Origin of the sequence: Streptomyces sp. P9-A2, assembly GCF_036634175.1 — a bacterium.
Lineage (GTDB): Bacteria > Actinomycetota > Actinomycetes > Streptomycetales > Streptomycetaceae > Streptomyces > Streptomyces pratens.
In genome coordinates, this window is the sequence record NZ_JAZIFX010000001.1 from 6,985,083 (window position 1) to 7,001,062 (window position 15,980).

11 protein-coding genes and 2 pseudogenes are annotated in these 15,980 nt (G+C 71.8%); 11 read left to right on the forward strand and 2 right to left on the reverse strand.

Annotated elements, in window-relative coordinates:
* Positions 1-91 precede the first annotated feature (91 nt).
* From V4Y04_RS31560 to V4Y04_RS31600, 9 genes and pseudogenes are all read left to right on the forward strand, one after another.
* Complete coding sequence (locus tag V4Y04_RS31560) at positions 92-460, forward strand: VOC family protein (RefSeq protein WP_332431772.1); 369 nt, start codon at positions 92-94, stop codon at positions 458-460.
* Between the two features lie 267 nt (positions 461-727).
* Positions 728-1,795: a GMC family oxidoreductase N-terminal domain-containing protein gene (locus tag V4Y04_RS31565; RefSeq protein ID WP_332431773.1), complete on the forward strand. Its 1,068-nt coding sequence runs from the start codon at positions 728-730 to the stop codon at positions 1,793-1,795.
* A 48-nt stretch (positions 1,796-1,843) separates the two neighbouring features.
* Positions 1,844-2,092 carry a GMC oxidoreductase gene (locus tag V4Y04_RS31570; protein ID WP_332431774.1) on the forward strand — a complete coding sequence of 83 codons (249 nt, stop codon included), beginning with the start codon at positions 1,844-1,846 and terminating at the stop codon, positions 2,090-2,092.
* Positions 2,093-2,148: 56 nt separating this feature from the next.
* Positions 2,149-2,484: pseudogene (locus tag V4Y04_RS31575) on the forward strand (MFS transporter); the annotation flags it as partial.
* Between the two features lie 61 nt (positions 2,485-2,545).
* On the forward strand, positions 2,546-3,808 hold the full coding sequence (locus tag V4Y04_RS31580) for an IS701 family transposase (protein WP_332430515.1): 1,263 nt from the start codon (positions 2,546-2,548) through the stop codon (positions 3,806-3,808).
* Positions 3,809-3,929: 121 nt separating this feature from the next.
* Positions 3,930-4,739 (forward strand): annotated as a pseudogene (locus V4Y04_RS31585) (MFS transporter); the annotation flags it as partial.
* Between the two features lie 48 nt (positions 4,740-4,787).
* Complete coding sequence (locus tag V4Y04_RS31590; protein ID WP_332431775.1) at positions 4,788-6,551, forward strand: beta-galactosidase; 1,764 nt, start codon at positions 4,788-4,790, stop codon at positions 6,549-6,551.
* 1 nt (position 6,552) lies between these two features.
* A complete protein-coding gene (locus tag V4Y04_RS31595) occupies positions 6,553-8,937 on the forward strand; it encodes a beta-galactosidase (protein ID WP_332431776.1) in 2,385 nt (794 codons plus the stop codon).
* A gap of 122 nt (positions 8,938-9,059) precedes the next feature.
* Positions 9,060-10,124, forward strand: a complete 1,065-nt coding sequence (locus V4Y04_RS31600; protein ID WP_332431777.1) for a LacI family DNA-binding transcriptional regulator — start codon at positions 9,060-9,062, stop codon at positions 10,122-10,124.
* 242 nt (positions 10,125-10,366) lie between these two features.
* Here V4Y04_RS31600 and V4Y04_RS31605 read toward each other — a convergent pair whose 3' ends face one another.
* Positions 10,367-11,032, reverse strand: coding sequence for a ScbR family autoregulator-binding transcription factor (locus V4Y04_RS31605; RefSeq protein WP_332431778.1), 666 nt, complete (start codon positions 11,030-11,032; stop codon positions 10,367-10,369).
* 530 nt (positions 11,033-11,562) lie between these two features.
* Between V4Y04_RS31605 and V4Y04_RS31610 the strand changes: the two genes are divergently transcribed.
* Positions 11,563-12,336, forward strand: a complete 774-nt coding sequence (locus tag V4Y04_RS31610; protein ID WP_332431779.1) for an HAD family hydrolase — start codon at positions 11,563-11,565, stop codon at positions 12,334-12,336.
* A gap of 139 nt (positions 12,337-12,475) precedes the next feature.
* On the opposite strand, the gene V4Y04_RS31615 is transcribed toward V4Y04_RS31610, so the two are convergent.
* Positions 12,476-13,927, reverse strand: coding sequence for a PucR family transcriptional regulator (locus V4Y04_RS31615; RefSeq protein WP_332431780.1), 1,452 nt, complete (start codon positions 13,925-13,927; stop codon positions 12,476-12,478).
* A gap of 101 nt (positions 13,928-14,028) precedes the next feature.
* Here V4Y04_RS31615 and V4Y04_RS31620 point away from each other — a divergent pair, with 101 nt between their 5' ends.
* Positions 14,029-15,567: a purine-cytosine permease family protein gene (locus V4Y04_RS31620; RefSeq protein ID WP_332431781.1), complete on the forward strand. Its 1,539-nt coding sequence runs from the start codon at positions 14,029-14,031 to the stop codon at positions 15,565-15,567.
* Positions 15,568-15,980 lie beyond the last annotated feature (413 nt).

Here is a 15,980-nt window from a genome sequence, read left to right on the forward strand (position 1 = left end):
CCGCCATGGGCCCGCGCACCTGTGACCGCACCTGTGACGGCGCCGTACACGATTCAGGGCATCAGCCCTGACGGGAAGCCAGGAGGCTCCGATGCCAACGTTTCTTCGGATCGAAGTGTTCGTCGGGGATCTCGACGCCTTCGTCGACTTCTACACCGGCGTGCTCGGCTTCGAGGTCGCCGAGGACCGCCGTGCCGACGGCGACCAGTACGTGGCGGTGGTCCGGGACACGGTGCGCATCGGCGCCGTACCTCCCTGGACCGAGGTCGACCGGGCGGCCCGCCAGGTACCCACGGGCGTCGAGCTGGTGCTGGAGGTGGACGACGTGCGTGCCGAGTACAGCCGGGTGGCCGCATCGGGATATCCCGTCGCCGATCCTCTCCAGGACCGCCCCTGGGGCCTGACCGATTTCCGCCTCCACGATCCGGACGGGCACTACCTCCGGATCACCGGATGTTGACAGCGCTTTCCCCCTGGTCAGGATGCTGCGTTCAGGAGTGTGGTTGATCAGGCCGTCCTCCAGGAGGGCCCGGAGCCCGGGGGCCGAAGGACGGCGTGTTCCGGGGAGGTGCGCCATCTGTCCGGGAAGAGGCCCCATGAGCTGCGGTGATCGCGGCCTCGGCCGGAACGTTTCCTTTTCCGGGCTCGTCGTGCCTCCTTCGCGAGGGCGGCGGACGCGGGCGGAAGGCGGTGCGCCGCACTCGAACTCGCCCGCGCGGGAAGGTCCGTGACCATTCTGGAGGAGGGCCCCCGGGTCTCTGTCCGCGACCTGGAGACGGCCGGCCCCGCCGAGTCGATGCGCCGTCTGTACCGCAACGGCGGCGCGACCGCGGTCTTCGGAACCCCCACCATCGCCTACGGGGAGGCCCGCGTGGTCGGCGGCACCACCGTGGTCAACGGCGGCCTGCTGTGGGAACCCCCGGCGGCCCTCCTCGACCGCTGGGCGCTCTGGACGGGATACGGAAGCTACCGTGCGCCGGTCGTGGGCCCCCGCTTCGCGGAGGTGCAACGGCGCCTCGGCATGATCGTGCAGGAGCACGGAGACGGCAACGAGGACTCGCGGCTCCTGGCCCACGCCGCCGACTCGCTCGGCTGGCGATGGCAGCATCCGCAGCGCGTGGTGCGCGGCTGCCGGCACCGTAACCAGTGCGCCACCGGCTGCCCGACCGGCGCCAAACAGAGCATGGCGTCGACGTATCTGCCCGAGGCCGAGGCGCTGGGCGCGCGCATCGCCCCGAACGTGCGCGTGGAGCGGATCGCGCACCACCGGGGTGTGGTGCACGGTGTCGAGGCGACGGACGCCGAAGGCCGGCGCGTGCGGTACCGGCCCCGCACCCTGTTCGTCGCCGCGGGACCCATCGGCACCCCCGTGCTGCTGCGGCGCAGCGGCATCCACCGGCGGGCAGCCGGCCGCAGGCTGGAGCTGCACCTCAACCTGCGCACGATCGCCCGGTTCCCGCAGCCGGTGAACGCCGCGCGCGGCACGATGTTCACCGCCCAGGTGCAGGAGCACTCCGCCCTCGGCATTCTCGTCATGCCGTCCAACCTGACGCCCGGAGGCCTGGGCGCCGCGCTGGCCGCGCGAGACCCCCGGCAGGTCAACGAACTCCTCGTGGACCAGGACCACCTGGGCATGTTCACCACCCAGGTGCGCATGCAGGGAACGGCCAGGATCGCCGGGCTGGTGGGCGGCACCCCGCTGCTGCGCCACGGCATGACCCGGGCCGACCACCACACCCTGCGGCTGGCGTTCGGCAGGACCGCGCGGCTGCTGTTCGCCGCGGGCGCCGTGTAACTGCTGCCGCCCACGTCCTCCGCCGGGCCGCTGCGCACGCAGGCGGACGTGGAGGCGTACTGCGCCCGGGTCCGGCCCGGCGACTGGGAGCTGGTCTCGGTGCACGGCATGGCCGGCTGCCGCATGGCGCTGCCCGAGCGGGGCGGGGTCTGCGACGAGTCCGGCAGGGCGCACGGTTTCACCAACCTGTACCTGTGCGACGCCAGCGTCCTGCCGGGCGCCCCCGGCATCAGTCCGCAGGGAACGATCATGTCCTTCGCCCACGAGATCGTGGGCCGTCATCTGGAGAACGCTTGACCGACCAACCGACCGCGCAGCACGTCACGACGCCGCACTCCGCGCCGGACACCCCTGTGTTCAGTACCGCGGCCGTGGTCGCGTCCTGCGTGGGCTTCGTCCTCATCGGCGCGCTCCAGGCCTTCTACGGACCCGCGATCCCGGCCTTCCGCGAAGAGTTCGGGCTCTCCCCGTCCGCCGCGGGGCTGGGACTGAGCGCCCACTTCATCGGTGGTGTCGCCGGCGTGCTGCTGTTCGACCGGCTGTACGGACGGCTCGGCAACCGGCAGATCCTCGGTGCCTCCTACCTGCTGATGGCTCTCGGCGCGGCGGGCTTCGCGCTGGCACCGAACTGGCCCGTCGGCCTGGCCGCGGCCCTGTTCGCCGGTCTCGGTTTCGGAGGCATCGACTACTAGGGCTTTGTTAGGTTTGCCATAGTGCCTGGTGGGAGCGTTTCGTGGTGTCCTGTCTGGTGTGACACCTGAGGAGATGGAGACGGTCCGCCCGCGCCTGGAGGCGTTCGCGGCCCAGATGCTGGGCCCGCTGACCCGGCGGGACCAGCGGGCGAAGGGCGAGCTGTACCTGCGCGGGCTGATGCTGGACGGCAAGCGCAAGTCGATGCAGCCGATGGCCGAACGCCTGGGCGTGGACCACCAGCAGCTCCAGCAGTTCGTCTCCTCCTCCACCTGGGACTACACCAAGGTCCGTGAACGGCAGGCCCGTTGGGCGGCAGCGCACATCGGCCCGGAGGCGTACGCCATCGACGACGTCGGCTTCCCCAAGGACGGCTACGACTCCCCGGGGGTGGCCCGGATGTACTGCGGCGCGCTGGGCAAGCGCGGCAACTGCCAGATCGGGGTCAGCGTCAATCTGGTGTCCGACCGGGCCTCCTCGGCCGTCGACTGGCGCCTGTTTCTCCCCGAGAGCTGGGACGACACCCGGCAGGGCGAAGACGCGTTGCTGGCCGAGGCGATCCGCAGGCGACGGGTCAGGGCGGGTGTCCCCGAGGCTGAGCGGCACCGGGAGAAGTGGCGCCTGGCACTGGAGATGCTCGACGAAGTGCGCGAGGACTGGGAACTGCCGGACCTGCCGGTCGTCGCCGACGCCGGCTACGGGGATGCCACGGGCTTTCGCGAGGGGCTGACCGAGCGCGACCTGGCCTACGCCGTGGCGGTCAAGGGCACCACTACCGCTTACCCGGGTGACGCGGTCCCCGAGCGGGTGTCGTACTCCGGCCGGGGGCGCCCACCCGTCCCGGCCTACCCCCAGCCGCACACCACCTTGCGCCAACTCGCCCTGGATGCAGGAAGGTCGGTGGTGCGGACGGTGACCTGGCGCCAGGGCAGCAGGACCAGCAAGCACAACCCCCGCGCCGAGATGCGCTCGCGGTTCCTGGCGCTGCGGGTCCGCCCCGCCAACCGCACCATCCGCCGCTTCGCCGACGGCTCCCTGCCCGAGTGCTGGCTCCTGGCCGAGTGGCCACCGGGCTCCGCCGAGCCCACCGACTACTGGCTGTCCACCCTTCCCGCCGACACCCCCTTGCGTGACCTGGTCCGGATCGCCAAGATCCGATGGCGAGTTGAGCACGACTACCGTGAGCTCAAGGACGGTCTGGGGCTGGACCACTTCGAGGGGCGCAGCTTCCACGGCTGGCACCGGCACGTCACCCTGGCCGCCCTTGCCCAGGCCTTCTGCACCCTGCTGCGGCTCGACCCAAAAGTCCCTGCGCCGGCCTGACCCTCTACGCGGTCCTCCGCGAACTCCAGGCCCTCCTGGCCACCTGGACCGGCGCCTGCTCGATATGCGGCCAGCCTGCACCGACCCCAGAACCACACCACAGGACCTAACAAAGCCCTACTACGGCCTCAACCAACTGTTCGCCGTCAGCTTCGGCCGCCGGTCGACCGCCATGCTCAACATCCTCAACGCGCACTTCGGCATCGGTGCGATCCTCGGTCCGGTGCTCATCGGCGTGGTGGGCTCCGAGCACTATCCGGCGGTCTTCCTCGGCTTCGCGGTCGCCAACCTGCCGCTGCTGCTCTGCCTGAGGGGTGTTCGCGACCGGGCACCGCAGCCGGGCGGGGCGGAGACCGGCGGAGGGTCGGTCCTCGGCCGCAGCCTCGGCTCGGTACTCGGAGTCTTCGTCACGCTCTACGTCCTGCACGTGGGCATCGAAGCGGGTGTCGGCGGCTGGGAGCCCACCCACCTGGAGACCGTCGGCTACGGCGCCGGCTTCGCCGCCACCGCCACTTCCGTCTACTGGCTGATGATGACCGTCGGCCGCTTCCTGGTCGCGCCGATCGCGCTGCGCTTCTCCGCCCAGACCATCATCACGGTCTCCTGCGCGGGCATGACGGTGTGTCTGCTGCTGGCCGCCGTACCGGGGCTGGCCCCGTACGCGTACGCCGGCGTCGGCCTGTTCATCGCGCCGATCTTCCCCACCGGGCTGACATGGCTCAACAGGGCCGCCCCCCAGGCCCAGCGGGCCGGCGCCCTGGTCATCGCCGCGTCGATGGTCGGCGGTGTCGTGGCCGGTCCGGCACTGGGCAAGGCCATCGAGTGGTCCGGGATCCGCGCGGTCCCCCTCCTGCTGTGCGGCATCTCGGCGCTGTGTCTGGCCGCCACCCTCTGGCTGACCCGGGCCACACGCACCGCCGCGGTCCGCTGAGGTGTCACCTGCCCATCCCCCTTCACGCCGACGGGAAGCTGCCTCCACATGTCTGCTCTGACCACGTCGTCCGACGGTTTTCTGCTGCACGGCGAGCCGTTCCGCGTCATCTCCGGAGCGATGCACTACTTCCGGATCCACCCCGGTCAGTGGGCCGACCGCCTGCGCAAGGCCCGCCTGATGGGCCTCAACACGGTGGAGACGTACGTACCGTGGAACCTCCACCAACCGGACCCCGACGGCCCGCTCGACCTCGACGGCCTCCTCGACCTGCCCCGCTACCTGGCGCTGGCCCGGGCCGAGGGGCTGTACGTGCTGCTGCGCCCGGGCCCCTACATCTGTGCGGAATGGGACGGCGGAGGCCTGCCGTCCTGGCTCACCTCCGACCCCGGCATCCGGCTGCGTACCGGCGACCCGCGCTTCACGGACGCGGTCGACCGCTTCCTCGACCTGCTGCTGCCTCCGCTCCTGCCGCACACGGCGGCGTCGGGCGGCCCGGTGATCGCCGTACAAGTGGAGAACGAGTACGGGGCGTACGGTGACGACACCGGGTACCTGGAACACCTCGCCCAGGCCCTGCGCTCGCGTGGCGTCGAGGAGTTGCTGTTCACCTGCGACCAGGCCGACCCCGAACACCTGGCGGCCGGCAGCCTGCCCGGCGTGCTCGCCACCGGCACGTTCGGCAGCAAGGTCGAGGCCGGTCTCGCGACACTCCGCGCGCGGCAGCCCGAAGGCCCGCTGATGTGCGCGGAGTTCTGGATCGGCTGGTTCGACCACTGGGGCGAACCGCACCACGTGCGGGACGCGGCCGATGCCGCCGCCGACCTGGACCGGCTGCTCTCCGCGGGCGCGTCGGTCAACATCTACATGTTCCACGGCGGCACCAACTTCGCGTTCACCAACGGCGCCAACCACGATCACGCCTATACGCCGACGGTCACCTCGTACGACTACGACGCCCCGCTCACCGAGTGCGGCGACCCCGGCCCGAAGTACCACGCGTTCCGCGAGGTGATCGCTCGGCACGCGCCGGTCCCGGACGATCCGGCCCCCTCGCCGGGAGAGAAACTCCCCTCCTTCACCGTGGAGCTGAACCGCAGTGCCGCACTGCTCGCGCAGGTGGACGCGCTGTCCGAGCCCGTGCGGGCCGACATCCCCGTGACCGCGGAGGAGCTGGGGCTGAGGGCCGGATACGTGCTCTACCGCACCACCGTTCCCGCCGCGGGTGACGGCCTGCTGCACTTCGCGGGCGGGGTCGGCGACCGTGCCCAGGTGTTCGTGGACGGCGCCCCCGTCGGCCTGCTCGAACGCGAACGTCACGACGAGACCCTGCCCGTGCGCGTACCGCACCCCGGTGCCACGCTGGAGGTGCTCGTCGAGAACATGGGCGGCGTCAACTACGGGCCCCGCATCGGCGCTCCGAAGGGCCTGCTCGGCCCGGTGACCTTCAACGGCGGCGACCTGCGTGGCTGGGACTGTCACCCGCTGCGCCTGGACGACCTGAGCGCGGTGCCCTTCGCGCCGTCCGACGCGACCACGGGTGCCGGACCCGCCTTCCATCACGGCACCTTCGGCATCGCCACCCCCGCCGACACCTTCCTCGCCCTGCCAGGCTGGACCAAGGGCCAGGCCTGGGTCAACGGCTTCCACCTCGGCCGCTACTGGAACCGCGGCCCGCAGCGCACGCTGTACGTCCCCGCGCCGGTCCTGCGCCCGGGCGCCAACGAGCTGGTCCTGCTGGAGCTGCATGCCACCACCCACACCCGCGCCCAGTTCACCGGCACGCCCGACCTCGGACCGGAGAAGCCCTGAAATGCCGCACCACCTGCGCGTCCTCCCGCCCGCCGGGCCTACGCGGTCCGGCCACCTGCCCTTCGCCGACAGCTCCGGGGTCCCTGATCCGATCGAGGTGACGAGCCGCTACCTCACCCGCGGCGGACGCCCCTGGTTCCCCGTCTCCGGCGAGTTCCACTACACCCGCTACCCGGCCCGGGAGTGGGAGGAGGAGCTGCTGAAGATGAAGGCGGGCGGCGTGACGGCCGTCGCCAGCTACCTCATCTGGATCCACCACGAGGAGATCGAAGGCCGTCTCCGCTTCGACGGGGACCGCGACCTGCGCCGCTTCGCCGAACTGTGCGCCCGCCGCGGTCTGGACTTCATTCCCCGCATCGGCCCCTGGAGCCACGCGGAGGTCCGCAACGGCGGACTGCCCGACTGGCTGCTGGCCCGCGCCCGGGAGCCCCGTACCGACGACCCGGCGTACCTGGAACCCGTACGCCGCTGGTACGAGGCTGTCGCCGGGCAGCTGCACGGCCTCGACCGGGCCCACGGAGGGCCGATCGTCGCGATCCAGATCGAGAACGAGCTCTACGACCGGCCCGGTCACCTGCTCACCCTCAAGCGGATGGCGCAGGAAGCCGGACTGAGCGCACCGCTGTGGACCTCGACAGCCTGGGGCGGGGTACAGCTCCCGCCCGACGAACTGCTGCCGCTGTACGGAGGCTACTCGGACGCCTTCTGGACCGAGGCGGACGGCGGCTGGCCCGACACCTGCCGCAAGCACTTCTTCTTCACCCACCAGCGCGACGACGAGGGCATCGGTGCCGACCTGCGCCCGACGACCGTACGCGGCGGCACCCCGGCACCGACGGACCGCTTCCCCTGGGTCACCTGTGAACTGGGCGGCGGAATGGCGGTGGCCTATCACCGCCGCCCGGGCGTCGAGCCCGCCGACGTGGGCGCGCTCGGCCTCACCAAGATCGGCTGCGGTTCGGTCTGGCAGGGCTACTACATGTTCCACGGCGGCACGAACCCCACCGGTGAGCTCACCACCCTCCAGGAGTCCCACGCCACCGACTACCCCAACGACGTCCCCGTCCTCACGTACGACTTCCAGGCACCGCTCGGCGAGTACGGCCAGTACCGGTCCTCGTACGACGAACTCCGCCTCCAGCACCTGCTGCTGGCGGACCTCGGTCACAGCATCGCCCCCATGGAATCCGTTCTCCCGGAGCGTCGGCCCGCCGGGCAGCACGACCGGGACACGCTCAGATGGGCGGTCCGCGGCGACGGCACGTCCGGCTTCCTCTTCGTCAACAACCATCAGCCGCACGAGCCGCTGCCGCCCCACCCGGACACGACCTTCACGCTCGAGTTCCCCGACGCACCCGTCCTGACGCTGCCCAGTACACCGGTCACCGTCCCCGAGGGCGCCTATTTCTGCTGGCCGCTGCGCCTCGACGTGCAGGGCCTGCGGCTGGAGTGGGCCACCGCCCAGCCGGTCTGCCACGTCGACGATCACGGACGCACTGTGCTGCTGCTGGCCGCCACGGACGGCATCGACCCCGAACTCGCCCTGGACGCCGGCACGGTGGCGTCCGTCAGTGTGCCCTTCGGCACCGTCACCCACGTCGACGGCCGCATCCTGATCACCGGCCTGCGCCCCGGCACCGATGCCCTTGTCCGGGTGACGACGGCGGACGGCGGGCATGTCGGGCTGCTGGTCCTGGACGCGGCCACCGCCCGCACCGCCTACCGGGGTGTCGCGTGGGGCGCCGAGCGCCTGGTGCTCTGCGCCGGCGGTGTCGTCTTCGACCACGACGAGGTCCGTGTGCACAGCACCGCCGCCGAGCCGTCCTTCGCTGTCCTGCCCGCTCCGGAACGGCCGCCGGTGACGGCCGGGCGGCCCCTGCGCACGACCACCGACGGTGTGTTCACCCGCTGCACACTGCCGGGCCGGCGCCAGGACGGGGACGCGCGGTCGGCCGCGGTCACCCTGGTCCGGCCCGCGGGCCCCGCGCCCGGGACCGTGACGGGCCCGCTGGGCCGGGCGAGTGCCCCGGCCGACAAGCACTTCGACACGGTCGCGGCCGAGTACCGCGTCGATGTGCCGGAGGAACTTCTGGACGGCGGGACGGGCGTGCTCCTGCGAGTGCGCTGGACCGGTGATGTGGCGCGCGCGTACGTGGGGGACGTACTCGTCGCCGACCAGTTCTTCTCGGGGCGGGTCTGGGACCTCGGACTCGGCCGGCTGCCCGCCGAAGCACTGCGGACCGACGGGCTGCGCCTGAGACTGCTGTCCCTGCCCGTCGGCGCCCCGGTGCACCTGCCGCTGCGGGCGGGCGAAGCCGTACCGGCCGCGGCCGTCACCCACGCCGAGTGGATCGTCACCCGCACCTGGGCGATCGGAGCGGACTGAGCCGGACCGGGACCGGCGTCCCCGGGACGGCGGCCCCCGCCGCGGTCCCGTACACCTCGGCCTATCCTGTGGTGCCGGGCGGAACAGGACGGGCCGAGGCCGTACCGAAGGAAGCACCTGCCATGACTCGAAGGGCCGCCGACGGCTCCGTCGCCGGGGGACGCAGCCGACGCAACTTCGCAGGATCACGCCCGGTGATGGACGACGTGGCACGGCTGGCGGGCGTCTCGAAGCAGACCGTCTCCCGCGTGCTCAACGACAACCCGGCCGTCCGCCCCGAAACCCGCGAGGCGGTGCTGGCGGCCATCCGCTCGCTCGGCTACCGCCCGAGCCGCAGCGCCCGCTCCCTGGCCAGCGGCAGAACCCGCGTGCTCGGTGTGATCTCCTTCGACGCGGCACGCTACGGGCCCGCCTCCATCCTGACCGCGATCAACACCGCGGCCCGGGAATCCGGTTACCTGGTGAGCTCGATCGCCCTGGACAAGGCCGACCGGGACACGGTGGTGCGGGCGGCGGACCGTCTGTCGGCCGAGGCCGTGGACGGTGTGATCGCCATCGCCCCTCAGCGCTGGGTCGCCAGACCCCTCGCGGAGGCCGGCCTGGAGAGCCCCCTGGTAGTGCTGGAGAACGATCTCGAGGACGGTACCCCACAGGTCACCGCGGACTCCTGGACCGGCGCCCGCACCGCCACCGCACACCTCCTGGGCCTCGGCCACTCCACCGTCTGGCACATCGCCGGGCCGGTCGGCTGGACACCCGCCGACCGGCGGACGGCCGGCTGGCGATCCGCTCTGGAGGAAGCCGGTACGGAGGTTCCCGACCCCCTGGCCGGTGACTGGAGTGCCGACTCCGGCTACGAACTGGGGCGCGGGCTGGCGCGGCGCGCGGACGTCACAGCGGTCTTCGTCTCCAACGACCAGATGGCACTGGGCGCGCTGCGCGCCTTCCACGAGGCCGGACGGCGCGTCCCGCAGGACGTCAGTGTGGTCGGCTACGACGACATCCCCGAAGCAGCGCACCTCCTGCCGCCGCTGACCACGGTCCGTACCGACTTCACCGAGATCGGCACCCGCTCCCTGCGGTTGCTCCTGGCCCGGATCGACGGCCGGTCCGAGCCGCCGGTCGACCCCGTCGTCCCCGTCGAACTCATCGTCCGCCGCAGCACGGACCGGGCGCCGAGGTCCTGAAGGAGCCGGCCCGGACCACGGGTGCGTGAGCTCCGTTCGTCCCCCACGGCCACCGCGCGTATGCCGCGTGCGCCGCGGAGCGTCGCAGTCCGGGGCGGGGCGCCGGTGTACCGCCTGCCGTAGCGCCGGCCGACGAGGACATCGGACGTGCCCCGACGCGCGGGCGAACCCGAGTGGTTTCCACCGCGAGTTTCCGGCGCGGACCCGCCCCCGGTCGGGCGGGTCCCGCGCGCCTCGGACCCTCAGGTGCCCCTCGGGGCTTCGCCCGGGGCTGCCGTGGGGGAAGGGGCCGTCCCGTTGGAGGGCCCGGTGCCGCGTTCGGGTGGCGGAGCCGGCTGGAGCGAGGGCAGGGTCAGGTGCCACCAGTCGGTGAGGCGGTCGGGGACGGTGGCCGTGTCTTCGAGCGCCTCGGTCAGGTAACAGAGGCCGAAGAACGCGCGGACCAGAGTGCGGGCGGTGCGGGCGGGGCGGATGTGGGGCGCCAGGTGGCCGGTGCTCCGCGCCTGGGCGAGGAGGCGGGTGGCGGCGGCGGTCCACAGGGAGAAGGGGTCGGGGAGTGCGGTGTTGACGGTGTCGCGTTCGGTCCACAGGCGTGCGCCCGCGCGTGTGACGGGGTCCCCGGCGAGGGCGTGGGCGATGTCGTAGCTCAGGGCGACGAGGCGGTCCAGTGGCGGGACCGTTTCGTCCGTGTACCGTGCGGCGAGGTCCGGCCAGGTGGCGAAACGGTCCTGGACCACGGCGAGGGCGATGCCCTCCTTGCTGGCGTAGTGGAAGTAGACGGAGCCGCTGGTCCGCCCCGACCTGGTGCTTATGTCGTTGACGCTGGTGCCCGCGTATCCGTGTTCGGCGAAGAGGAAGGCGGCCGCTTCCAGGAGTGCTCTGCGGGTTGCTCTGGCCCGTTCCTGCAACGTCCTGTCCGCCTTCGCTCAATTTCCGTGACAGTGACGAATGTAGTGCGCCCGCGTACGCCGGGAGCAAATGAAGGTCACGCCCGCGCGGTAATTACGCATTTCTTTCGAGGATGAACGCGGGGGAGTGGTAATGGGCCGGTCCGCTGTGGTTCCGGGCCTCGCGCGGCGGTCACGGGGCTCGGCGTCACCGGTGCGGGTTGCCCGGTGAATATGCCTCAACTGCCTTGGGATTCACATTGGTTGGCGGCTCGTGCTCCTGGCCGGCCGGATCGGCGCCCATGGGTCCATACACCCCGGCCGTTGTCGCCGTCGATAACTCCTTGCGGTTATTGCGGGACTCTCCGGAGCGGAAATAACGTAACGGATGTGATGTTTCCGTTTGCTGCCGAAAGTCAGGAATGCGCGCGATTTCGCGCTCCCGTTGTGCCCTGACATGTGCCGGTCTGCGGCGCACCCGGCAGGAAACACCGCCAGACCCGGATCACGGTCACGCCGCGCGTGACCGCCCACCCCTTCAGGAGGCCGCTGTGACCACTCCGGTACGTCCATTGCTCGACTGGCCCCCCGAAGCAGTCGTCTTCGACTGCGACGGCACGTTGATGGACAGTGAACGCCACTGGCAGGAAGCCCGCCGACGGGCCTTCCGGAGCTTCGGACTCCAGGCTCCGCAGAGGTTCGCGGAGCAGGCCAAGGGCGTGCACTACGCCGACTGCGGGCGGCTGATGGCGGAGGCGGTGCACAAGCCCGAACTGACGGCCGACCTGACCGCGTCGCTCCTCGACCACTTCCTGTCCCTCGTCGCCGACGACCCGGTGACGATGCCGGGCGCCGTCGAACTGGTGCGGCTGCTCTCCGGCCGGCTGCCCCTGGCGGTGGCCAGCAACTGCCCGCTGGAGGTGGTCGAGGGGAGTCTCGCCCGGGCCGGACTGCGGGAGCACTTCCAGCACGTCGTCGTTCCGTCCGAGGCGCCGCGGGAGGCGGACGGCCCGGACGGAGCGCCCGCGGTGGAGACGGTGCGGCCCAAGCCGTGGCCCGACGTCTACGCCGAGGCGGTCCGGCTGTGCGGCGTCCGCCCCGGGCAGGCGCTGGCGGTCGAGGACTCCCTGACCGGAGTGGAGTCGGCCCGCCGTGCCGGACTACGGGTGCTCGGCGTCGGCCCCCGGCCGGACGACGAGGACGCGGGAGGGGCCGACCTGTGGGTGACCTCTCTGGACGCCCCCGAGCTCCTGACGTGGGCCCGGACCCGGGTACCCGACCCGGACCCGGCGCCGGACGGCGGAAGGGGGCAGGGCCCGTCATGAAGGCCCCGTCATGAAGGCCCGTCCGGCCCGCGACCTCCGGCGCGGCACCTCGCCGCGTTGTCGGGGGATCCTCCCTCCCCGTACGCCTGTGGTACGGGAGGAGGCGTCCGGCGTGTGCCGGAACGCCGGGAGACGGGCGTCAGTCGGTGAGGCCCAGTGCGCCGGCCGCCTGGATCGCCAGCCAGACCTCCGTGAGCGCGCCGGTCGTGGACAGGTCGCGGCCGGAGAGGGTGCCGAAGCGGCGCAGGCGGTAGGCGAGCGTGTTGGGGTGGATGTGCAGCGCCGCGGCGGCGCTCTCGGTGCGGCGGTCGCGCTCCATCCAGGTGCGGGCGGAGACCAGCAGCTGGGAATCGTGCTCCGCGTCGTAGCGCAGCACCTCGCCGAGGACGTGGTCGACCAGCGCGGTCAGGACCGCGGGGTCGTCCGGCAGCCAGCGGCCCGTGGCGTCGGCGCCGTAGCGGACCAGCGGGCGGCCCGACTCGCCCGCGTTGGAGACCGCCCACAGGGCCTCGCGCTGGGCGACCTTCAGGGCCGCGCCCGGCCGGAAGGGACGGCTCATCCCGGCCGTCACGGCCGGCAGCGCGCCGATGGCGTCGGACAGCTCCGGCGCCCCGAGGACGCACCGGTCCTCGCCCCAGGTCAGCAGCAGATGGGGGTGGTCCTCGAGGCAGGCCAGCAGCGCCTCGTCGGGGGTGTGCCGGACCACGAGCAGCACGGTGTCGCCCTCGATGGAGTGCCGGGCCAGCCTGCGGCGGGCGGCCTCCGGGTCGAGCACCTCCTGGAGCAGCTCGGCCAGCGTCTCGGCTCCCTCGCGGCGCAGTGTCTCGCGTTCGCTGCGCACCATCGCCACCCGCAGCGCCGCCACCGTCGCGATGTGCTGGACGACCGCGAGGCCGGCGGGTTGGGCGCCCTGCCGCTCGTACGCCACCAGGAAGCCCGCCGGACCGCCGGGTGCCGGCACCGGCAGGACGAAACCGCCGGGGACGGTCGGCGCGGCGTCCACCGAGGCGGGCAGCACCTCCGGACCGGGCGTCGGCACCCCGGGCAGCAGCGGGCGGCCCTGCGGAGTGCAGAGATACACGTCGTATCCGGACAGACGCTCGAGGCGACGCAGGAGGGTCGGGGTGTCGAGGTCCTCGGCGACCATCCAGCGCAGCGAGCCGAAGACCTGCAACTGCGCGCCCAGCCGGTGCCGGGCGTCCTCCTGCACCGCGGCCGCGACCTCCTGGGAGACCGCGATGAACGGGACGGCGAGCGGGACCTCCAGCACCGGGAAACCCCGCTCCTCCGCCGCCCGGAAGAACGCGTCGTGCAGCGGAGGCATGTGCAGCTGCGCCGACAGGGCCAGGGCGGAGACCCCGGCGTCGTCCAGCCGCTCCAGATAGCGGCGCTGCCCGGCCGCCGTGCGGGGGATCGCGAGCCCCGTGGTCATGAGGATCTCGGCCCCCAGAAGCCACGGGGTCGGGTCGTCCAACTCGCTTACCTGCGCCCAGGATACGGACCGGCCGAGGCCACTGCTGCCCGCCTTCACGGACAGCTGGAGGGCGGGGAAGGAGAGCAGATCCTCGACGGTGAGTTTGTCGGCAGCCACATGAAACATGCTATCTCTTCGTGATATGCACAATTGTCGGTGGTCGGCGAGTGACCCACACTGTGGTCCCGTCCCCGGTATGAACGGCAGGTGAGAGCCCCATGGCGACCTCGGTCACCGAAATCGAGACTCATGGTGTCGAGCAGATCCCGGACGAGGACCGCACGGCCCGTCCGCTCGACCTGTTCCGGCTCGCCTTCGGCGGTGCCAACACATTCGCGACCTGCGTGCTGGGCGCCTTCCCCATCCTGTTCGGCCTCTCCTTCTGGCAGGGGCTCGCGGCGACCGCACTCGGCCTGATCGCGGGCGCCCTGCTGCTCGCGCCGATGGCGCTCTTCGGCCCCGCCAACGGCACCAGCAACTCCGTCTCCTCCTCCGCCCACCTGGGAGTGCACGGCAGGGTCGTCGGCTCGTTCCTCTCGCTGCTCACCGCGATCGCCTTCTTCTCGATCTCGGTGTGGTCCTCGGGCGACGCCCTCGTCGGCGGCGCGCACCGGCTGGTGGGGCTCCCCGAGTCGACCCTGTCGTACATCGTGGCGTACGCGATCTTCGCCGCCCTCGTGCTCGTGGTCTGCATCTACGGCTTCCGCTTCATGCTGCTGGTCAACAAGATCGCCGTGCTGGCGGCATCGGCCCTGTTCGTACTGGGCGCCTTCGCCTTCGCCGGCGACTTCGACCCCGGCTACGCGGGCAGCTTCGCCTCGACCGCCGACCCGTTGTTCTGGCCGTCCTTCATCGGCTCCGCGCTGATCGTGCTCTCCAACCCGGTCTCCTTCGGCGCGTTCCTCGGCGACTGGGCCCGCTACATCCCGGCCGCGACGCCCCGCCGCCGGGTGATGGGCGCGGCGTTCCTGGCTCAGATCGCCACCCTGCTGCCGTTCGTCTTCGGTCTCGCCACCGCGTCGATCATCGCGACCCGGGCCGCGAAGTACGTCGACCCGGCCGCGCCCAACTACGTCGGCGGCCTGCTCGCGATCTCCCCCGGCTGGTACTTCCTGCCGCTCTGCCTCATCGCGCTGATCGGCGGCCTGTCCACCGGCACGACCGCCCTCTACGGCACCGGGCTGGACATCTGCAGCGTTTTCACCCGCTTCAGCCGCGTCCAGGCGACGATCCTCATCGGCGCCCTGTCCATCGTGTTCATCTTCATCGGCCGCTTCGGGCTGAACCTCACCCAGTCGATCTCCACCTTCGCCACCCTGATCATCACCTGCACCGCACCGTGGATGATCGTGATGATCCTCGGCTACGTCACCCGCCGGGGCTGGTACGACGCCCAGGCGCTCCAGGTCTTCAACCAGCGCCGCACCGGCGGCCGCTACTGGTTCGCCCACGGCTGGAACTGGCGCGGCCTCGCCACCTGGCTGGTCTCCGCCTCCGTGGCACTGCTGTTCACCAACCTGCCCGGCCAGTTCGTCGGACCGCTCGGCAACCTGGCCGACGGCATGGACATCTCGCTGCCGGTCGGCCTCGGCCTCGCGGCGGTCCTCTACCTCGGCCTGCTCGCCGTGTTCCCCGAGCCGCGCGGAGTGTACGGACCGGCGGGGCCCCGCTTCGTCCGGGCCTCCGACGCCGAGGTCCTGCCGATCAGCGGCGGCCCGCAGGAGACCGCCCCCGCGGAGCCGGCCCCGGTCGGCTGACCTGCCCGACGGCCTCTCAACGGTCTTCGACGGCCTCTCGACCGCCTCTCGACGACCTGTCCGACCGGCTGAGACCTCGCGCCGTGGATCACGGGGCGGGCCCGCGCAACCGCGGGTCCGCCCCGTCGGCGTTCCTCGTGGCAGGCCCTCCGTGCTCCCGCTGTTCCGCGCCCGCTGTTCACGGACGAGCAACGGGAATCGAGCCATCGAACCATCAGAATCGAACAGACCTCGACAGGATCATTGCTTCGATTGTGTTCGAGTCCTAGGGTGTGCCTGGCTCGGAACTCGCCCGCGTCACCTCCGTCATCACTCGTTGTGATCCGTCCCGACAGCAACGCGTCCTCCGTCACGGTGTGCCGAGAACCCGCCCCGACGTGCCCCCGGTCCGTGCCCCTGTCCGGGCATTCAGG